At 71.3% G+C, this 16,053-nt stretch carries 12 protein-coding genes; 11 read left to right on the top strand and 1 reads right to left on the bottom strand.

The genetic code is table 11. From position 1 onward, the window contains the following. Positions 1-97: 97 nt before the first annotated feature. From B207_RS0112970 to B207_RS0112920, 11 genes are all read left to right on the top strand, one after another. Positions 98-667, top strand: a complete 570-nt coding sequence (locus B207_RS0112970; RefSeq protein ID WP_018636971.1) for a PaaI family thioesterase — start codon at positions 98-100, stop codon at positions 665-667. Beyond that, the gene (locus tag B207_RS0112965; RefSeq protein WP_018636970.1) at positions 664-1,941 is read left to right on the top strand and encodes a cytochrome P450; all 1,278 of its coding nucleotides are present in this window, start codon (positions 664-666) and stop codon (positions 1,939-1,941) included. The genes B207_RS0112970 and B207_RS0112965 overlap by 4 nt, the downstream gene beginning before the upstream one ends. 458 nt (positions 1,942-2,399) lie before the next feature. Beyond that, positions 2,400-3,365 carry a LysR family transcriptional regulator gene (locus tag B207_RS0112960; RefSeq protein WP_018636969.1) on the top strand — a complete coding sequence of 322 codons (966 nt, stop codon included), beginning with the start codon at positions 2,400-2,402 and terminating at the stop codon, positions 3,363-3,365. A gap of 153 nt (positions 3,366-3,518) precedes the next feature. Continuing rightward, on the top strand, positions 3,519-4,463 hold the full coding sequence (locus B207_RS0112955) for a PDR/VanB family oxidoreductase (RefSeq protein ID WP_018636968.1): 945 nt from the start codon (positions 3,519-3,521) through the stop codon (positions 4,461-4,463). Positions 4,464-4,725: 262 nt separating this feature from the next. Beyond that, positions 4,726-5,880 carry an ABC transporter ATP-binding protein gene (locus tag B207_RS0112950; RefSeq protein ID WP_018636967.1) on the top strand — a complete coding sequence of 385 codons (1,155 nt, stop codon included), beginning with the start codon at positions 4,726-4,728 and terminating at the stop codon, positions 5,878-5,880. Positions 5,881-5,911: 31 nt separating this feature from the next. Further along, positions 5,912-7,336, top strand: coding sequence for an ABC transporter substrate-binding protein (locus B207_RS0112945; protein ID WP_018636966.1), 1,425 nt, complete (start codon positions 5,912-5,914; stop codon positions 7,334-7,336). A gap of 15 nt (positions 7,337-7,351) precedes the next feature. Further along, positions 7,352-8,302, top strand: coding sequence for a carbohydrate ABC transporter permease (locus tag B207_RS0112940; RefSeq protein ID WP_018636965.1), 951 nt, complete (start codon positions 7,352-7,354; stop codon positions 8,300-8,302). A 100-nt stretch (positions 8,303-8,402) separates the two neighbouring features. Beyond that, the gene (locus tag B207_RS0112935) at positions 8,403-9,263 is read left to right on the top strand and encodes a carbohydrate ABC transporter permease (RefSeq protein ID WP_018636964.1); all 861 of its coding nucleotides are present in this window, start codon (positions 8,403-8,405) and stop codon (positions 9,261-9,263) included. 107 nt (positions 9,264-9,370) lie between these two features. Beyond that, a complete protein-coding gene (locus tag B207_RS33730; protein WP_154675317.1) occupies positions 9,371-10,699 on the top strand; it encodes a folylpolyglutamate synthase/dihydrofolate synthase family protein in 1,329 nt (442 codons plus the stop codon). A 121-nt stretch (positions 10,700-10,820) separates the two neighbouring features. Continuing rightward, positions 10,821-11,786 carry a TIGR03564 family F420-dependent LLM class oxidoreductase gene (locus B207_RS0112925; RefSeq protein ID WP_018636962.1) on the top strand — a complete coding sequence of 322 codons (966 nt, stop codon included), beginning with the start codon at positions 10,821-10,823 and terminating at the stop codon, positions 11,784-11,786. Between the two features lie 282 nt (positions 11,787-12,068). Next, the gene (locus B207_RS0112920) at positions 12,069-15,290 is read left to right on the top strand and encodes an FG-GAP-like repeat-containing protein (protein WP_018636961.1); all 3,222 of its coding nucleotides are present in this window, start codon (positions 12,069-12,071) and stop codon (positions 15,288-15,290) included. A gap of 119 nt (positions 15,291-15,409) precedes the next feature. On the opposite strand, the gene B207_RS0112915 is transcribed toward B207_RS0112920, so the two are convergent. Then, positions 15,410-16,045, bottom strand: coding sequence for a hypothetical protein (locus tag B207_RS0112915; protein WP_230204998.1), 636 nt, complete (start codon positions 16,043-16,045; stop codon positions 15,410-15,412). Positions 16,046-16,053 lie beyond the last annotated feature (8 nt).

The raw sequence follows: 16,053 nt of genomic DNA, 5'->3' as shown, positions 1-16,053 counted from the left end.
AGAGATGCGAATGCATGTCGTCAGGGACGGGCGGCTGGGGTCACGATGCAGCGCGACGCATCGCCTGCCGCCACCGACGCACGGGAGACCGCCGCCCATGGACCGCACCCTGGACCGGGACCGCGCCGCCGAGCCAGTCGTCAGCGCCGAGGAACCCGAGCAACCTGAGCAACCCGAACACCCGGAACGTCCCGGGCGGGCGGACGAGGCCGCCGAGACGGGGCAGGCGCGGCGGCTGCGCGAGCTCACCGACCTGGTCTCCCACGGCCTGACCGCCGGCATCGGCGTCGGCCACTCGCTCGGCGTGCTGCTCAGCGAGCTCGGCGACGGCCTGTCGGTGTGGACGCTCACCCCGTCCCCGGCCGCCGCCAACGCGATGTACACGGTGCACGGCGGAGTGATCAGCACACTGATGGACACCGCGATGGGCAGCGCCGTCTACACCCGGCTGCCCGACGGCATGCTCTACACCACGCTCGAACTGAAGGTGAACTTCATCCGCGCTGTCGCCCTCGACGACGCGGCGCTGACCTGTGTCGCCACCGCCGTCCACGTCGGACGCCGCACGGCCACAGCCGAGGCCCGGGTGACCAACCACGCCGGCGCGCTGGTGGCACACGGGACGTCCACCTGCCTGCTGTTCGAGGCCGCGGGTGGCCCGGCGTGACCGCCACCGGAGCCCACAGTTCCACCGGAGCCCACAGTTCCACCGGAGCCCACAGCGCCGTCGGTGACGCGAAGGTCGGCCAGGCTGTGATCGACGCCTTTGACCCGGCCTGGCGGCACGACCCCTACCAGGCCTACCGCACGCTGCGCGAGGCCGGCCTGTTCGTCGACGGCCCGCTCGGGACGTCGCTCGTCCCCGGCTACGCGGAGTGCGCCGCGATCCTCGCCGACCCGGTGTGGAGCCACGCCGAGGAATCCGACCTGCTGCACCCGGACAGCGACGTCGAACTGCCCGGGTCGTTCCTGTGGATGGAACCGCCGGACCACACCCGGCTGCGTGGTCTGGTGAGCCGGGCCTTCACCCCGCGCACGATCGAGGCGACCCGCCCGACCGCGCGCCGCGTCGTCGACGGCCTGCTCGACGCCGCTCTGGCCGCCGGCGAGGTCGACCTGATCGAGGACTTCGCCTACCCGCTGCCGTTGACGATGATCTGCGACCTGCTGGGCGTGCCGGCGTCCGAGCATGGCGCCGTGCGCAGGATGTCCGCCGGCATCGCACGCGGGCTGGACCCCGACGCCCTGCTCTCCCCGGCGGAGCTCGCCGCCCGCACCGCCGCCGTGAACGAGTTCCGGGAGTTCTTCGGCGGACTCGTCGAGGCCCGCCGGGCCGACCCGCGCGACGACCTGATCTCCGCCCTCGGGCAGGTGTACGCCGAGGGCGACCGGCTCACCACCACCGAGCTCCTCGGCACGCTGCTCATCCTCGTGGTCGCCGGGCACGAGACCACCGTGAACCTGATCGGCAACGGTGTCCTCGCGCTGATGCGGGATCCCGCGCAGCTGGACGCGCTGCGCAAGGACCCCGACCTGGCACTGCCCGCGGTCGAGGAGATGCTGCGGCTCGACCCGCCGGCGCAGGTCACGACCCGCACGGCCCGTGGCGAGGTGACGGTCTCGGGTCGGACGTTCACCCCGGGCGAGGCGGTCATCGTGATGATCGGCTCGGCCAACCGCGACCCGCAGGCGTTCACCGAACCCGACCGGCTGCGCATTGACCGCTACGCGGGTGGGGAGAAGGTGAACCGGCATCTCGCGCTGGGGATGGGCCTGCACTACTGCCTCGGCGCACCGCTGGTGCGTCTCGAGGTGGGCGAGGCGCTGCGCGGCATCGCCACCCGGCTGAGCAGCATCACCCCGCTGGCGGATCCGCCCCCCTACCGGCCGAACATCGTGGTCCGCGGGATGTCGGAGCTTCCGGTGCGGGTCACCGGCTGACCCTCGGCCGTCGCCCCCTCAGCCGTCGCCCCCGACCATCACCGGCATCGCGATGCGGGCCCCGGGGCCCCGGGGCTCCGGGGCTCCGGGCCGCCGGGCCGGTCGCCTGCGCGGCGTCCTGACGACGCCCGTTCCCGGGGCGTGCGGCGGAGCCGGCGGAATTCCCCGGTGCGAACCCCGCCATTCCCTGTCCGTTTCGTCCGATAGCCTACTTTTTTTCGGGCGGTACTCTGCCGTGTTGGGTGCCACGGTCGGCGGCATCCGTACGCCGTGGCGGGCGGATCCGTGCCGAATCCGCCGGGAAGAGGCGTGGAACACATTTTCTGGCGGCGGTCGGCGTGATTGCCGGGGCAACGCTCCACACGGTCATCCGAAGAATTACTCGGGCTAACTCCGACTTCATCGCCCGTTAGGCGTCCGGACTACACTGGCGGACGGGGGAATGAGGGAGGAAACTCGTGGAGTTCCGACATCTGGTCTCTTTTCTCGCCATCGCCGAAGAAGTCCATTTCGGGCGGGCCGCGCGGCGGCTCAACCTGACTCAGCCCTCGCTGAGCCAGCATCTGGCCCGCCTTGAGCGTGAGGTCGGTGTCAAGCTGGTCGCGAGAAACTCGCGTGAGGTACGTCTCACTCCTGCCGGTCAGGCGTTCAGGGGCGAGGCGAAGAGAATTCTTGAACTGAAGCGCCGCACCCTCGAAATCACCCGTGACACCGCCGCCGGCCGGGCCGGGCGGATCAACATCGGATTCAACCTGCCGGCCGGGCACCGCATTCTCCCGCCGACGCTGGCGCGGCTGCACGCCTCCCACCCCGGGGTCGAGCCGCGCCTGTGGGAACGGCGGACCGGACCCCAGATCAAGAGTCTGCTCAGCGGCGAGCTGGACGTCGGCTTCATCTTCGGTCTGCCGCCCACCTCCAGTCTGCAGTCACGGGAGGTGCTGCGGGTGCGCATCCTCGCCGTCGTGGGGGAGCACCACGAATGGGCCGGCCGTGCCCAGGTGCCGTTCGGTGACCTGGAACGGCAGCCCTGCCTGCTGTTTCACCGCACGCAGTGCCCCGCCTTCTACGACACGATGTCCCGCTCCGCCGACCGTGCCGGTATCAGGCTGCGGGTGGTGGCCGAGGTCGACGACCCCGGCGCCAGCGCATTGTTGGTCACCACCCGGCCGGTGGTCGGGTTCGCCTCCCGGGAACGCGCGCTCGGTATCGCCGGGGCGCGTGCCGTTCCGCTCGTCGACCCGGTCCCGTCGGTACCCGTGCACGTCGTGTGGCGGCCGCCCCGCACCCGACTGGTGGAAACGCTGCTCGACAGCCTGGAAAGCGCTGAGGCGGACCTGTGCCACGACCCCGCCGTGGCCGCCGGCGAGAAGATCGATCGTTTTTCCGGAAAACATCGATCAGATGTTTCAATGACCGCGTGCTGACGGTTCGCCCGGGCGAATTCATCGTTACCGTGGCAGGGCATATGTCGTGACCGTGCGGAATTCCGCGGGAGGTCGCTCGTGTCCGTCTCCTTCTCCTCGTCTCCCGGCCCCTCTGCCGGGGGACCGGCCCTGCCGGCCGGGCCGGATCTCACAGTGGTGGTCCGCGCCCGGCGGCGGGTGGCACACGACGTGGTCTGCCTCGAGCTGGCCGACCCCGCCGGGGAGCCGCTGCCGGCCTGGACGCCGGGCGCCCACGTGGACATCACGGTCCGCCCGGGGATGATCCGCCAGTACTCGCTGTGCGGAGATCCCGCCGACCGGGGCAGCTGGCAGGTCGCGGTGCTGCGCGAGGCCGCCGGCCGGGGCGGCTCGGTGCACCTGCACGACCGGGTGGCCGCCGGCACACTGCTCACGGCAGGCCGCCCCCGCAACGCCTTCCCGCTGGTCGCCGCACCGAACTACCTGCTCATCGCCGGTGGCATCGGGATCACCCCGCTGCTGCCGATGGCCAGGGAACTGGCCGCACGCGGCGCCGACTGGCGCCTGCTCTACGGCGGCCGGCGGCGCGAGGCGATGGCGTTCGCCGGCGATCTCGCCGACCGCCACGGCGAGCGGGTCCTCCTGCACCCGCAGGACACCCACGGGCTGCTCCCGATCGGCGCCGTCCTCGACGACCTTCGCCACTCCGGCCTCGGCGAGCAGACCGCGGTCTACTGCTGCGGGCCGGAGGCCCTGCTCACCGCCGTCGAGCAGGCCTGCGCCGACTGGCCGGCCGAGGCGCTGCACGTCGAGCGGTTCCGCCCGGCGCAGCCCGCCAGCCGAGACAGCGACCAGGCCTTCGAGCTGCGGTTGGCCCGCAGCGGGCAGATCCTCACGGTGCGGGCCGGGCAGAGCATCCTGGCCGCGCTGGAGGCGGCCGGTGCGACGGTCGCCTCCTCCTGCCGGGACGGCACCTGCGGCAGCTGCGAGACCGCCGTCGTCGCCGGTGAGGTGGAGCATCGCGACACCGTCCTGAGCGCGGCCGAGCGGGCCAGCGGCCGGACGATGATGGTCTGCGTCTCCCGAAGCCACGGTGAACGTCTGGAACTGGACATCTGAAATACACCGGAAAGTAGATCCGTGTGATTCCCGGTGAATTCACCGTGGGTTGGTAATCCGGGCTGGCGATCGGTTCATCCGGATCCGCAATCGGCTGCCCCGTGAATATCCAGGCTCCGTATTCTGCGTTTGCGCGTACCGGGGAAGGCCCGGGGGCAACGGGGCTGCCGGGCCGCCCCGGTGGCGCACCAGCAGCGTCGGGGGAAGCACGCGGGGCACGCAACGTTGCGCGCGCCGTGTCCCGGGGGGAGGAACCAGCACCGTGGGCCGGATCGAGCTCGACGGACTGACCAGGAAGTACGGCGACGTCGTCGCCGTCGACGGCATCGACCTCGACATCGCCGACGGCGAGTTCCTCGTGCTCCTCGGCCCCAGCGGCTGCGGCAAGTCCACCCTGCTGCGGCTCGTCGCCGGCCTGATCCCGCCGACGGGCGGCCGGGTGCTTCTCGACGGCGATGACATCACCCACGCCGCCCCCGCCCGCCGTGACCTCGCGATGGTCTTCCAGAGCTACGCCCTGTACCCGCACCTCACGGTCGCCCGCAACATCGGCTTCCCGCTGCGCGCGGCCCGGCTGCCCCGCGCGCAGGTCCGGCGCCGGGTGGCGGAGGTCGCCGACCTGCTCGAACTCGGCGCACTGCTGGACCGCCGGCCCCGGGAGCTGTCCGGCGGCCAGCGCCAGCGGGTCGCCGTCGGCCGCGCCATCATCCGCGACCCGCGGGCCTTCCTCATGGACGAGCCGCTGTCGAACCTCGACGCCCGGCTGCGGCAGTCCACCCGCGCCCAGTTCCGCACCCTGCACGAACGGCTCGGCGCGACCGTCCTCTACGTCACCCACGACCAGGTGGAGGCGCTCAGCCTGGCAACCAGGATCGCGATGCTCGACAACGGCCGGCTGGAACAGGTCGGCACCCCCACCGAGATCTTCGACCAGCCGGCCTCGGTGTTCGTCGCCGGCTTCCTCGGTTCCCCGCCGATGAACCTGCTGCCCGCCCGGCTCGAGAACCTCGACGGTCGGATGCGGGTGCGCGCCGACGGCGTCGAGGTCGACCTGCGGCCGGGTGAACCAGCCGGGACGGTCGAGGAGGTCGAGGGGGTCGAGGCCCGTGACGTGGTGTTCGGCGTCCGGCCGGAACACCTCCGGCTGACCGACGGCACGGGGCCGGCGGGGACACCGGCGCTGCGGGGTGTGGTGCGCGCGGTGGAGAACATCGGTGCCGAGGAGGTCGCGCAGTGCGTGGTCGGCGGCGAGATCGTCCAGTTCCGCGGCGCCCGCCCGCTCGGCCTCGCCCCCGGCCAGCCCGTCCAGCTGACCACTGCGCCCGACCACATCCACCTGTTCGACCGGGGCAGCGGACGGCGCCTGGTCTGGCGCCCACACCCCGCCCGGACGGCTCCCGCCACCCCGCGCGTCTGAAACAGACAGCACAGACAGAACGCCCAGATGCATGAACCTGAAGGAGCACGCTGTGTTTCGACGGCGCTCAGCCCGCGGCACGGCGGCCGCGTGCGCTGCCGCACTCGCCCTCACCCTCGGTCTCGCCGCCTGCGGATCCGACGACGGTGACGGCGACCAGACATCCACCACCACTGCGAACGTGGTGCCCGAACTCGGCCCGGGCCAGAAGGTCTCGATCGTCTTCGAGAGCTACAACCTCGCCCAGGCCGGTCCGTGGACGGACACCTTCGACAGCCTGATCGCCGACTTCCAGAAGAGCCACCCGAACATCACCGTGACCGCGCAGAAGCCGCAGACCTCGACCCTCAAGGGCTACGGCAGCGCCGCGACCGCCAGCATCCAGGCGCAGCTCGCGACCGGCAACGCCCCCGACGTCGCCCAGCTCACCTTCGGTGACCTCGACTACACCGTGGACGCGCTCGGCGCGAAGCCGCTCGACGACGTCGTCGGGCGCGACGCCGTCCAGGCGAACTTCGCGGGGACACACCCGTTCGCCCCGCCCGCCCGCACGCTCGGCGACGCCGACGGCAAGACGTACGGCGTGCCGTTCGTCTTCTCGACGCCGGTGCTCTACTACAACGCCGACCTGTTCCGCCAGGCCGGCCTCGACCCGGAGAAGCCGCCGACGACCTGGGCGGAGTTCAGGACCGCCGCGCTCGCCATCACGGAGAGGACCGGCAAGGACGGCAGCTACATCGACTGTCTCACCAAGGTCTCCGGTGACTGGTGCTACCAGGCGCTGGTCGCCTCCAACGGCGGCTCGGTGATCTCCGAGGACCGGACGAGGCTGACCTTCGCCGAGGCCCCGGCCGTCGCCGCCGTGAGGATGGCCCAGGACCTGGTCGCCTCCGGTGCCAGCCCGAAGCTCTCGCAGGACCAGGCCTACCCCGCCTTCGCCCGCGGCGAGATCGGCATGATCGTGGAGAGCAGCGCGGCGCAGGAGATCTTCCTCAAGGGCGCGGCCGGAGCCAAGCCGCCGTGGACGTTGCGGGCCGCCGTGATGCCCAGCTTCGACGCTAAGCCCGCCGTCCCGACGAACTCCGGCGCCGCCCTGTTCATGTTCGCCGGTGACGCCGCCAAGCAGCGCGCCGCCTGGGAACTCATCGAGTACCTCACCAGCGACGCCGCCTACACCCAGATCACCAGCCGCATCGGCTATCTGCCGCTGCGCACCGGCCTGCTCGACGACCCGAAGGGCCTGAAGACCTGGGCCGCCGAGAACCCGCTGGTCAAGCCCAACCTGGACCAGCTCGCCCGGCTGAAGCCATGGGTGTCGTTCCCGGGCAAGGACTACGTCCAGATCCGCACGACGATGCTCGAGGCGGTCGAGAACGTCGTCTACAACGGGGCCGATCCGCAGAGGACGCTGTCCGAGGCCCAGGAGCAGGCGGCCAAGCTGCTGCCGAGGTCCTGAGCAGGTGAGCGACCGATGACCGGAACCTTCGTCGAGGTGGCGGCGGTGCCACGGCGGCGTGCCGTCGTCACGGCGCAACGGCCGTCCCTGGCCCGGCGTGCCGCACGAGCGCTGCCGCCGTACCTGTTCCTGCTGCCGGCCGTCGGCGCCCTGGTGGTGTGGACGTACCGGCCGCTCGGCGCGGCCCTGAACCTGTCGTTCTTCTCGTGGAACCTGCTGCCCACCACCCCCAGGGAGTACGTCGGGCTGGACAACTACCAGCGCCTGCTGGACCTGCCCGACCTGCGGAACGCGCTGTGGCTCACCGTCGCCATGACCGGAGCGCTACTGGTGTTCACCGTCGTGCTGCCCACTGTCGTCGCCCTCTGGACGTCCGTGATCGGCAGCCGTGGCCGGGCGGTCTACAGTGCGCTGATCTTCGCCCCGGTGCTGGTCCCGCCGGTGGCGGGCGCGGCGCTGTGGCAGTGGATGCTCGACCCGCGCAGCGGCGCCGTCGACCGGGTGATCGGCCATCCGATCAACTGGATCCACGAGGTGCGGCCCGCGCAGATCGCCATCGTCGTCATCACCGGCTGGCATCTGCTCGGCTTCGCCGTCCTCGTCGTGGCCGCCGGGCTGAGCGGGATCGACGACGAGTACCGGGCCGCGGCGCTGCTCGACCGGGCGTCGCGCTGGCAGATCACGCGCTGGATCGTCCTGCCGCTGCTTTCCCCGACACTGGTGTTCCTGGCCCTGATGACCATTCTGATGTCCGGCCAGCTGACCTTCCCGCTCATCGACACCCTCACCCAGGGCGGGCCGAACTCGCAGACCACCAACGTCTACTACCTGCTCTGGGAGTACGGCTTCCAGAACTTCGACACGGGCTTCGCGTCCGCCGCCGGCCTGCTGTTCTTCGCCGTTTTCGGCCTGGTCGCCATCGCCCTGATCCGCCTTTCCGACCGCCTCACCTTCCATGACTCCTGACCCGATCCGCGACTCCTGACCCGATCCGCGACTCCTGACCCGATCCGCGACTCCTGATCCGATCCGCGACTCCTGATCCGATTCCGAAGGAGCCCCTGTCATGACAACGGCCCAGGCGACCGACCTCGGCGCCGTCGGCGAGACCGGCTGGCGGGACCGGGTTCGCGGCGGGGTCGGGCACGGGCTGCTCGCCGCGCTGAGCCTGTTCTGCGTCTTCCCGATCTACTGGATGTACGCGACGTCCCTGCGCCGGCCGGACGAGGTCTACAGCGTCTCCCTGTTCCCCTGGCCGCTCTCCGTCGGCAACTACACCCATGTGGCGGACGTCCTGCCCATCGGCCGGCTGATCCTGAACACGTTCGTCGTGGCCCTGGTGATCGCCGTCGGCCAGCTTCTCGTCGGGCTGCTCGCCGCCTACGCCTTCACCGCCTGGCGGTTCCGTGGCCAGACCCTGCTGTACCTGGCGTTCGTCGGCACCTGGCTCGTCCCGTTCCAGGTCACGATGCTGCCGAACTACACGCTGCTGTACCGCCTCGGCCTGCTGAACACGCTGCCCGGGGTGATCGTCCCGAATCTGGTGTCCGCGCTCGGCGTGCTTCTGCTGCGCCAGCACATGGCCAGCTTCCCCCGCGACCTGATCGACGCGGCGCGTATCGACGGCCGCTCCGCCTGGTCCATCCTGTGGACGGTCGTCGTCCCGAACCTGCGCGCCCCGCTCGCCGCGCTCGGGATCGTGCTGTTCATCAACGCCTGGAACGACTACTTCTGGCCGGCGCTGGTCCTCCAGCGCGCCGACTCCGTCGTCCAGCTCGGCCTGCGCGGCCTGTTCGTCGGCGTCGAAGGCCCGGACTGGGGCGGGCTCATGGCCGGCTCGGGCCTGGCCTGCCTGCCCATCTTCGCGATCTACCTGCTCCTCCAGCGCCACGTCGTCAACGCCTTCGTCCGCTCCGGACTCAAGTGATCCACGTGGGCCCGGGCTGAGGAACCCGGACGGACCGGCCAGACGGATCGCTGTATTCTCCGCGTGGCGCTGATCAGTTTCCGATATCCGAGTCCGCCGAAAGGGAAGTGGCCGTTTTGGTAGCCAGGTGGCTTGATGCCGACGAGCCGTTCTTTCGGGAGTACAAGGAATGGTCGGGAGAGCGGCGTCGTAGCCTGGGCCGGGCCGCGAGACTCCGGGACCTGTGGGATCTACGGGCCGACCGGCTGCCGCCCGTGCTGACGGTCGTCGGAAGCAAGGGGAAGGGCACGGCCGCCACCTACGCGGCGGCGACCCTGACCGCGGCGGGCCTGCGCACCGGGCTGGTCACGAGCCCGCCGTTCCGCACCAACCGCGAGCGGGTGCGCGTCGACGGGGTGGCGGTGGACGACGTGGCCTACCGGCGGATGGCGGACGAGCTCGCCGAGGCCCTCGGTGAGCTGGGGCCGGTCCAGTCCGACGGTGGATATCTCTCCCCGACCGGATCGTTCACGATCAGCGGTGTGCGTCATCTTCTGCGCAGCCAGGTCGATGTGATCGTGTTGGAGGAGGGGCTCGGGGGAGCCAGCGACGAGGTCTCGCTGTTCTCGCCACAGGTGGTCGCCGTCACCGCGGTCTTCGAGGAGCATCTCGGGGTCATCGGCGAGAACCTGCTGGAGATCGCGGCCGACCTCCTCGGCGTGATCACTCCGGAGACGAGAACAGTCCTGTCGGTGCCGCAGGAGCCCGAGGTCTGGGCGGCCCTGCTCGCGCGGGCCGGCGATCATGGTGCCGACGTCGGCCTGGTCGACGGCTTCGCGGAGCCGGGTTTCCCCACGCCCCCGGGCCTCTCGCGGATGAACGCCATGCTGGGAACCAGCGCGGGCCGCGCCATGGCAACCCTGTGCGGAGCACCCGCCGGACCGGATCAGGATCAGGAGCAGGAGCAGAACCAGGACCAGGACCCGCGGGACGTCGTACCGCTACCGATCTCCCTTCCGGGGCGACTGTCCGTTCACCACGACGGGCCGCGGACGTGGGTGGTCGACGCCCCGGTGAACGAGCATGGCGTCACGGCCGCGCTGGAGTGGTTTCGCCGCGTCCTGGGAACGCCGCGGGTCGTGCTGCTGTGTATGCCCGACGTCAAGGACGTCGAGGGGAGCCTGCGTGCGCTCGACGGTCACACGGTCGTGGCCGTGCGAGCCGGCGAGTCGTACCTGCACTTCTCCGGGGACCGCTGGCCGATCCCGCTGCTGCCCGCCACCGAGGCCTTCGACCTGGCCGATCGGGTGGAGGGCGATGTCCTCGCCCTGGGCACCATGAGCTTCGTCGGGGAGGTCCTGGAGCATCTGGACGTCCCCTGCGACGTTCTCTACCCGGCTCCGCCGGACGGCGGCCACCAGGCACGGCTTCCGTTCCTGGGCGGCGCGGCCGGCTGAGACCCTCGATGAGGGGCGGGCCCGCGGACGCGGAACCCGTGCGTGCGGGCCTGTCTCGATATCGTGCGGTCTGCCCGGGGTGAACGCGGGCGGCGGACCGACATCCCAGGGGACGGACACGATGCGCATCGGGACGATGATCGGCTCGGACCGGGACAGGCCCGCCCGGGACAGGGCGGCCAACCTGATCGCCGACGCGCGGGCGGCCGAGGAGCACGGTTTCACCTCGATGTGGGTCCCGCAGGTGCCCGGCTACTTCGACGCGCTCACCGCCGCCACGCTGATGGGGCAGGCGACCAGCCGCATCGAGCTGGGCACGGCCGTCGTGCCGGTCCAGACCCGGCACCCGCTCGCGATGGCGCAGCAGGTGCTCTCCACCCAGGCGGCCTGCGGGGGCCGGTTCGCCCTCGGGCTCGGCGCGTCCCACCACTGGATCGTGACCGAGCAGTTCGGCCTGCCCTACGAGCGCCCGGCCCGCCTGATGCGCGACTACCTGCAGGTACTCAACGCGGCCTTCACCGGGCAGGGGCGGGTCGACGTCGAGAACGACACCTATCAGGTGCACAGCCCCCTTGACGTCACCGACCTCGCCGCGATCGGGGCGCCCCCGATCCTGCTGGCCGCGCTCGCGCCGGTGATGCTCGGGCTGGCCGGCGGGCAGGGCGCCGGGACGATCCTGTGGATGGCCGACGAGCGTGCGATCGCCGAGCATGTGGCGCCCCGGCTGGCGAAGGCGGCGGCCGACGCCGGGCGTCCGGCGCCGCGGATCGTCGCCGGAGTGCCGGTGGCGCTGTGCGCACCGGGCGAGGTGGACGCGGCGCGCGAGTACGCCGAGCAGACCCTCGGGCACGCCGAGCTCTCGCCGAACTACCTGCGGCTGCTGGAACACGGCGACGCCCGGGGCGTCGGCGACGTGATGGCCGCCGGGGACGAGGAGGCCATCCTCGACCGGCTGCGCCGCTACCGGGACGCCGGCGTCACCGACCTGGGTGCCCGGGTGATCCCGCTCGGCCCGGACATCGCCACCCGCGCCGAATCCCGCGCCCGCACCACCGAGTTCCTGGCCCGGCTCTGCCCGGAACTCTGACCCGCGCCTCGCCCGACCCACGGTGAGGGGCTGTGTCGCCCTGATTGCCCGTGGTGCTGCCGCAACCCCGACGCCGCCTCACTGCCTGCCTCACGACATGCTCCACCACGTGCTCCGTGGCACTGGTGCGGGTGGATCGAGCCGCTGAGGCCTGGTGCTCAGCGTCGTCGCATTGTCGCTGTTCGTTCGGGTGGTGGCCACGAGCCGGTATCCGTCGACCGGTTTGATGGGTAGCGCCCCCGATGTCCGTCGACGGGCCCTGCTCGTGTCGATGGGGGTGGCGTGGCGAACGACAGCGCTCAGGGTGATCCTGGCGTCAGGCTGGTCGGCGGCTTCGGCGGCGGGGCTGTGGGGTTCCGGCAGCCGCCGCGAGGCCGTGGATGGGGCGTCATCGCGGTCGCGATCCTGGTCGCGGTGGCGCTGGTGGTGAGCCTGGCGAAGCCGGCCGAGGCCGCCGACGGTGACCAGGCGCCGACCGAGTTCACGGTGAGCTTCGCGATTCCGGAGAACGTCGACCTGCCCAAGCTGCGGGGTGTGGTGGCGGAGCTCAACAGCCGTCATGCGCTGCTGAGCGACACGCTCTACGAGGAGCAGGACCGCTTCGCCCCGGTCGATCTCGAGCCCGATGTCGATACGTTCACTGTGCAGCATGACTTCGACGGTGCCTTCGCGGTGACGGGCTCCACGCTGTCTCTCACCGTCGATCCGACCGGCGCCGTCCAGATCACGGAACTGACCGGGTGGCAGTGGTTCCTGATATACATCGGCTCCTTCGCCGTGGCCCTGCTGGCGCGCATCCTCTGCGAGGGCTTCTTCGGTGTCGCCACGGCAGGGCCGGGCACCATCCTCGCCGCGGCGTTCTGCGCGGCCCTGGGGAACTTCATCTCCACCTTCATTCCCCAGGCCGTGCGAGTCGTCGACGAGGGACACCAGCATGACGGCGGCGCCTGGGGCTGGGCGGTGGGTATCGCGGCAGTCGCCTCCTTCTTCGGAGTCGTCTGGGAAGGGTGGGCGGCTGGATTCGCGCGTGGCGGCCTGATCACCGACCTGAGAAAGATGGGTCAGGCGCTGGCCAACTGGGGCCGAAGCCTCACGGGCTGGGCTTCGTCGGCCTCTCCCGCCGCCGTCGACACCGGAATCGCGCTGGAGGAGAACGCCGAGGCGATCGGCGAGGGCGTCGCCAGCGCGCTGGAGGACGGTGCCAGCGCGACCGCGTCGGAGCTGCGCGTGCTGCCCCTGGGCGACTCGATCACCTACGGGGTGGGGACGCCGGACAACTCCAGCTACCGGGCACGACTGGCGCAGCTGCTGGGCGGCGTGGGCGGTCCCGTGAACTTCGTCGGCTCCCAGCGGACCGGCCAGCTGGCGGACCAGGACAACGAGGGGCACCCGGGCTGGACGATCAGCCAGATCCACTCCATCGCGTCCTGCACGATGCGTGAGTACCGGCCGAACGTCGTCCTGCTGCACATCGGTACCAACGACATGGCGCGCAACATCTCCGTCGCGAGCGCCCCCGAGCGGCTGCGCAGCCTCATCCGTCAGATCGTCAATGCCGCTCCCGAGACGACCGTGCTGGTCTCCACGCTCATCCCCTCCACGACTCCGGCGACCATGAACCGCATCCAGCAGTACAACGCGGCCATTCCGGGCATCGTCGCGGACTTCCAGAAGGCGGGCCGGCCCGTGCGCCTGGTCGACATGGGAGCTGTGACGCCGGGGGACATGACCGACTCGCTGCATCCGAACGCGAACGGGTTCCGGAAGATGGCCGAGGCCTTCCACCGGACGATCGACGGCGTCGTCAGGCGCGACGTCTTCCTGCGGGCCCGCAACGGTATCGCCGGCGCCTGCGGTGACCTGCCGACGGGGGGCGGCGGCGGCACCACGGGAGCGGTCGACCCCTCGGGCACCGGCCAGGACGGCTGGAAGTGGGAGGGCACGATCGCCTCCGGGGTGGGCGCGACCCGCGAGGAGGTGCGGTTCGCCGACCTCAATGGTGACGGCCGCGACGACTACCTGGTGGTCAGCCCGCAGGGCCAGGTGCGTGCGTGGGTGAACAACCGCAGCTCGGGCAGCACGTCCTGGACGTCTCTGGGGACAGTCGCCGCCGGCTCCGCGCCGCGCGAGGAGGTGCGGTTCGCCGACGTCAACGGTGACGGCCGTGACGATTACCTGGCCGTCGGTGCCCAGGGGCAGGTGCGGGCCTGGTTCAACGCCGGCAACGGCAACAGTGTGTCCTGGGCGTCCCAGGGGGAGATCGCCGGCGGTGTCGGCACGACCCGCGAGGAGGTGCGGTTCGCCGACGTCGACGGTGACGGCCGCGACGACTACTTGGCCGTCAACCCCCAGGGCCAGGTGCGGGCCTGGATGAACGTCCGCGGCCCCGGCGGTACGGGGTGGAGCTACCAGGGCGTCGTCGCCTCGGGGGTCGGGGCGACCCGCGACGAGGTGCGGTTCACCGACCTGGACGGTGACAGCCGGGACGACTACCTGGTGGTCGGTGCCCAGGGGCAGGTGCGGGCCTGGCTCAACGCCATCGGTGCGACCGGCGCGGAGTCGTGGCTGGTCCAGGGCGAGATCGCCGCCGGTGTCGGGGTGCCCCGGGAGAACGTCGAGTTCGCCGACATCGACGGCGGGGGCAGCAGCGACTACCTGACGGTGAACAGCACCGGGCAGGTCTCGGCCTGGCTGAACGAACAGTTCGCCCAGAACGACCGGTGGGACCGCCAGGGTGTGGTCGCCTCCGGGACGGGCGTGCCGCCGGAGGAGCTGCGGTTCGCCGATCTCAACGGTGACCGCAAGGAGGACTACCTGGCCGTCGGCCCACAGGGCGCGGTGAAGGCCTGGCTGCGGGTCTCCGGTGGCTGGAACTACGTGGGCCAGGTCGCCTCGGGGGCCGGGCCGCGCGAGGAGGTGCGGTTCGCCGACCTGAACGGGGATGGCCGGGACGACTACCTGCTGGTCGGCGCGCAGGGCCAGGTGAAGCTCTGGCTCAACGTCGCCGGCGGCAGCGCCGGTATCTCCTTCCAGGCGAAGGGCGATGTCGCCACGGGCTCGGGGGCGCGGGACACGATCCGGTTCGCCGACATCAACGGTGACGGCCGGGATGACTATCTCGTCGTCGGCGCGCAGGGCCAGGTGCAGGGCTGGCTCAACATCGCCGGTGGCAGCAGCGGTGTTTCCTGGCAGTCCGCGGGCGAGGTCGCCACGGGCGTCGGTCTCCCCGGTTCGATGATCACCTTCGCGGATCTCGACGGTGACGGCCGGGACGACTACCTGTCGGTCAACGAGCACGGCCGGATCTGGGCCTGGCTGAACAACCGCGGCGGCGGCGGCTCGACCTGGCTGGCCCAGGGCGAGATCGCCACCGGCGTCGGCGCGACCCGCAGCCAGGCCGTCCTGGCCGACATCGACGGCGACCGCCGCTTCGACTACCTGGTCACCTCCGCCACCGGCGTGGTGACCGCCTGGACCAACAACGGGATCGTCCGCAAGGGCTAGTCCGCTTCACGATCATGGGCTGGCCGGCAGCCTCCGACGGCTCCGGCCGGCCCATGGTTCGTTGCCGGCCCCGGTCCGGGCCGCCAGAGCTGCCCGGGTCGTCAGGACCGCCTGGACCGTCAGGGCAGGAAGGGCTGCCCGACGGCGATCACCCGTCCGGCCGGGTCGAGCTGGAGCAGAACCATGTTGGACGGCCGGCTCGCGACGAACTCCCGCAGCTTCGCGAGCCCGCCGGTGAGGTAGACCTCGGGCTGCTCCCAGTACGTGAACCTGACCTCGGGCGTCACGACGAAGTCCCGCCGTTCTCCCTCGATGGTCCTGGTGCGGTAGCCGTCGAGGCAGGGATCGGGATCGCCGGCCAGCAGCGGGCAGGTGATGTACTCGATCCGGTCCAGGCTCAGCACGGTGCCGGTGGCGGCATCGGAGATCGCGACCGCGCTGCCGAGCTCGTGCACCTCACCGAACCCGGACAGCGGCGGGTAGGCGGCCGAAGGCATCGGCGCCGGTGCTGCCGTGGGCGGTGGAATGTTCGTACCGGCACCCGCGGACGGGCTCGTGGACGGGCCGACGGCGACCGCGGTGGTGGTGATCGGGGGGGCGACCGGCGTGGCGCCGGTGTCCGGGTCGCTGCTGCACCCCGCGGCGGCCGCGAGGGCCACGACCATGCCGGCGGCCACGGCCAGCGGACTGAGGCGGACCGACAGACCAGAGATTCTACGATGACCCACGGTGAGCGACTGTAGCGTCCAGGTCATGGCGTGTC

Source organism: Parafrankia elaeagni (assembly GCF_000374165.1).
Taxonomy (GTDB): Bacteria; Actinomycetota; Actinomycetes; order Frankiales; family Frankiaceae; genus Parafrankia; species Parafrankia elaeagni.
Note: the sequence above shows the minus strand (reverse complement) of the source record. Positions and strands in the feature narration are given on the sequence as shown.

What these genes read in the sequence shown, in the direction of transcription:
- B207_RS0112970 (WP_018636971.1), top strand. Translation starts at nt 98, where the DNA reads ATGGACCGCACCCTGGACCGGGACCGCGCCGCCGAGCCAGTCGTCAGC.
- B207_RS0112945 (WP_018636966.1), top strand. Translation starts at nt 5,912, where the DNA reads ATGAACCTGAAGGAGCACGCTGTGTTTCGACGGCGCTCAGCCCGCGGC.
- B207_RS0112940 (WP_018636965.1), top strand. Translation starts at nt 7,352, where the DNA reads ATGACCGGAACCTTCGTCGAGGTGGCGGCGGTGCCACGGCGGCGTGCC.
- B207_RS0112935 (WP_018636964.1), top strand. Translation starts at nt 8,403, where the DNA reads ATGACAACGGCCCAGGCGACCGACCTCGGCGCCGTCGGCGAGACCGGC.
- B207_RS0112925 (WP_018636962.1), top strand. Translation starts at nt 10,821, where the DNA reads ATGCGCATCGGGACGATGATCGGCTCGGACCGGGACAGGCCCGCCCGG.
- B207_RS0112915 (WP_230204998.1), bottom strand. Translation starts at nt 16,045, where the DNA reads ATGACCTGGACGCTACAGTCGCTCACCGTGGGTCATCGTAGAATCTCT.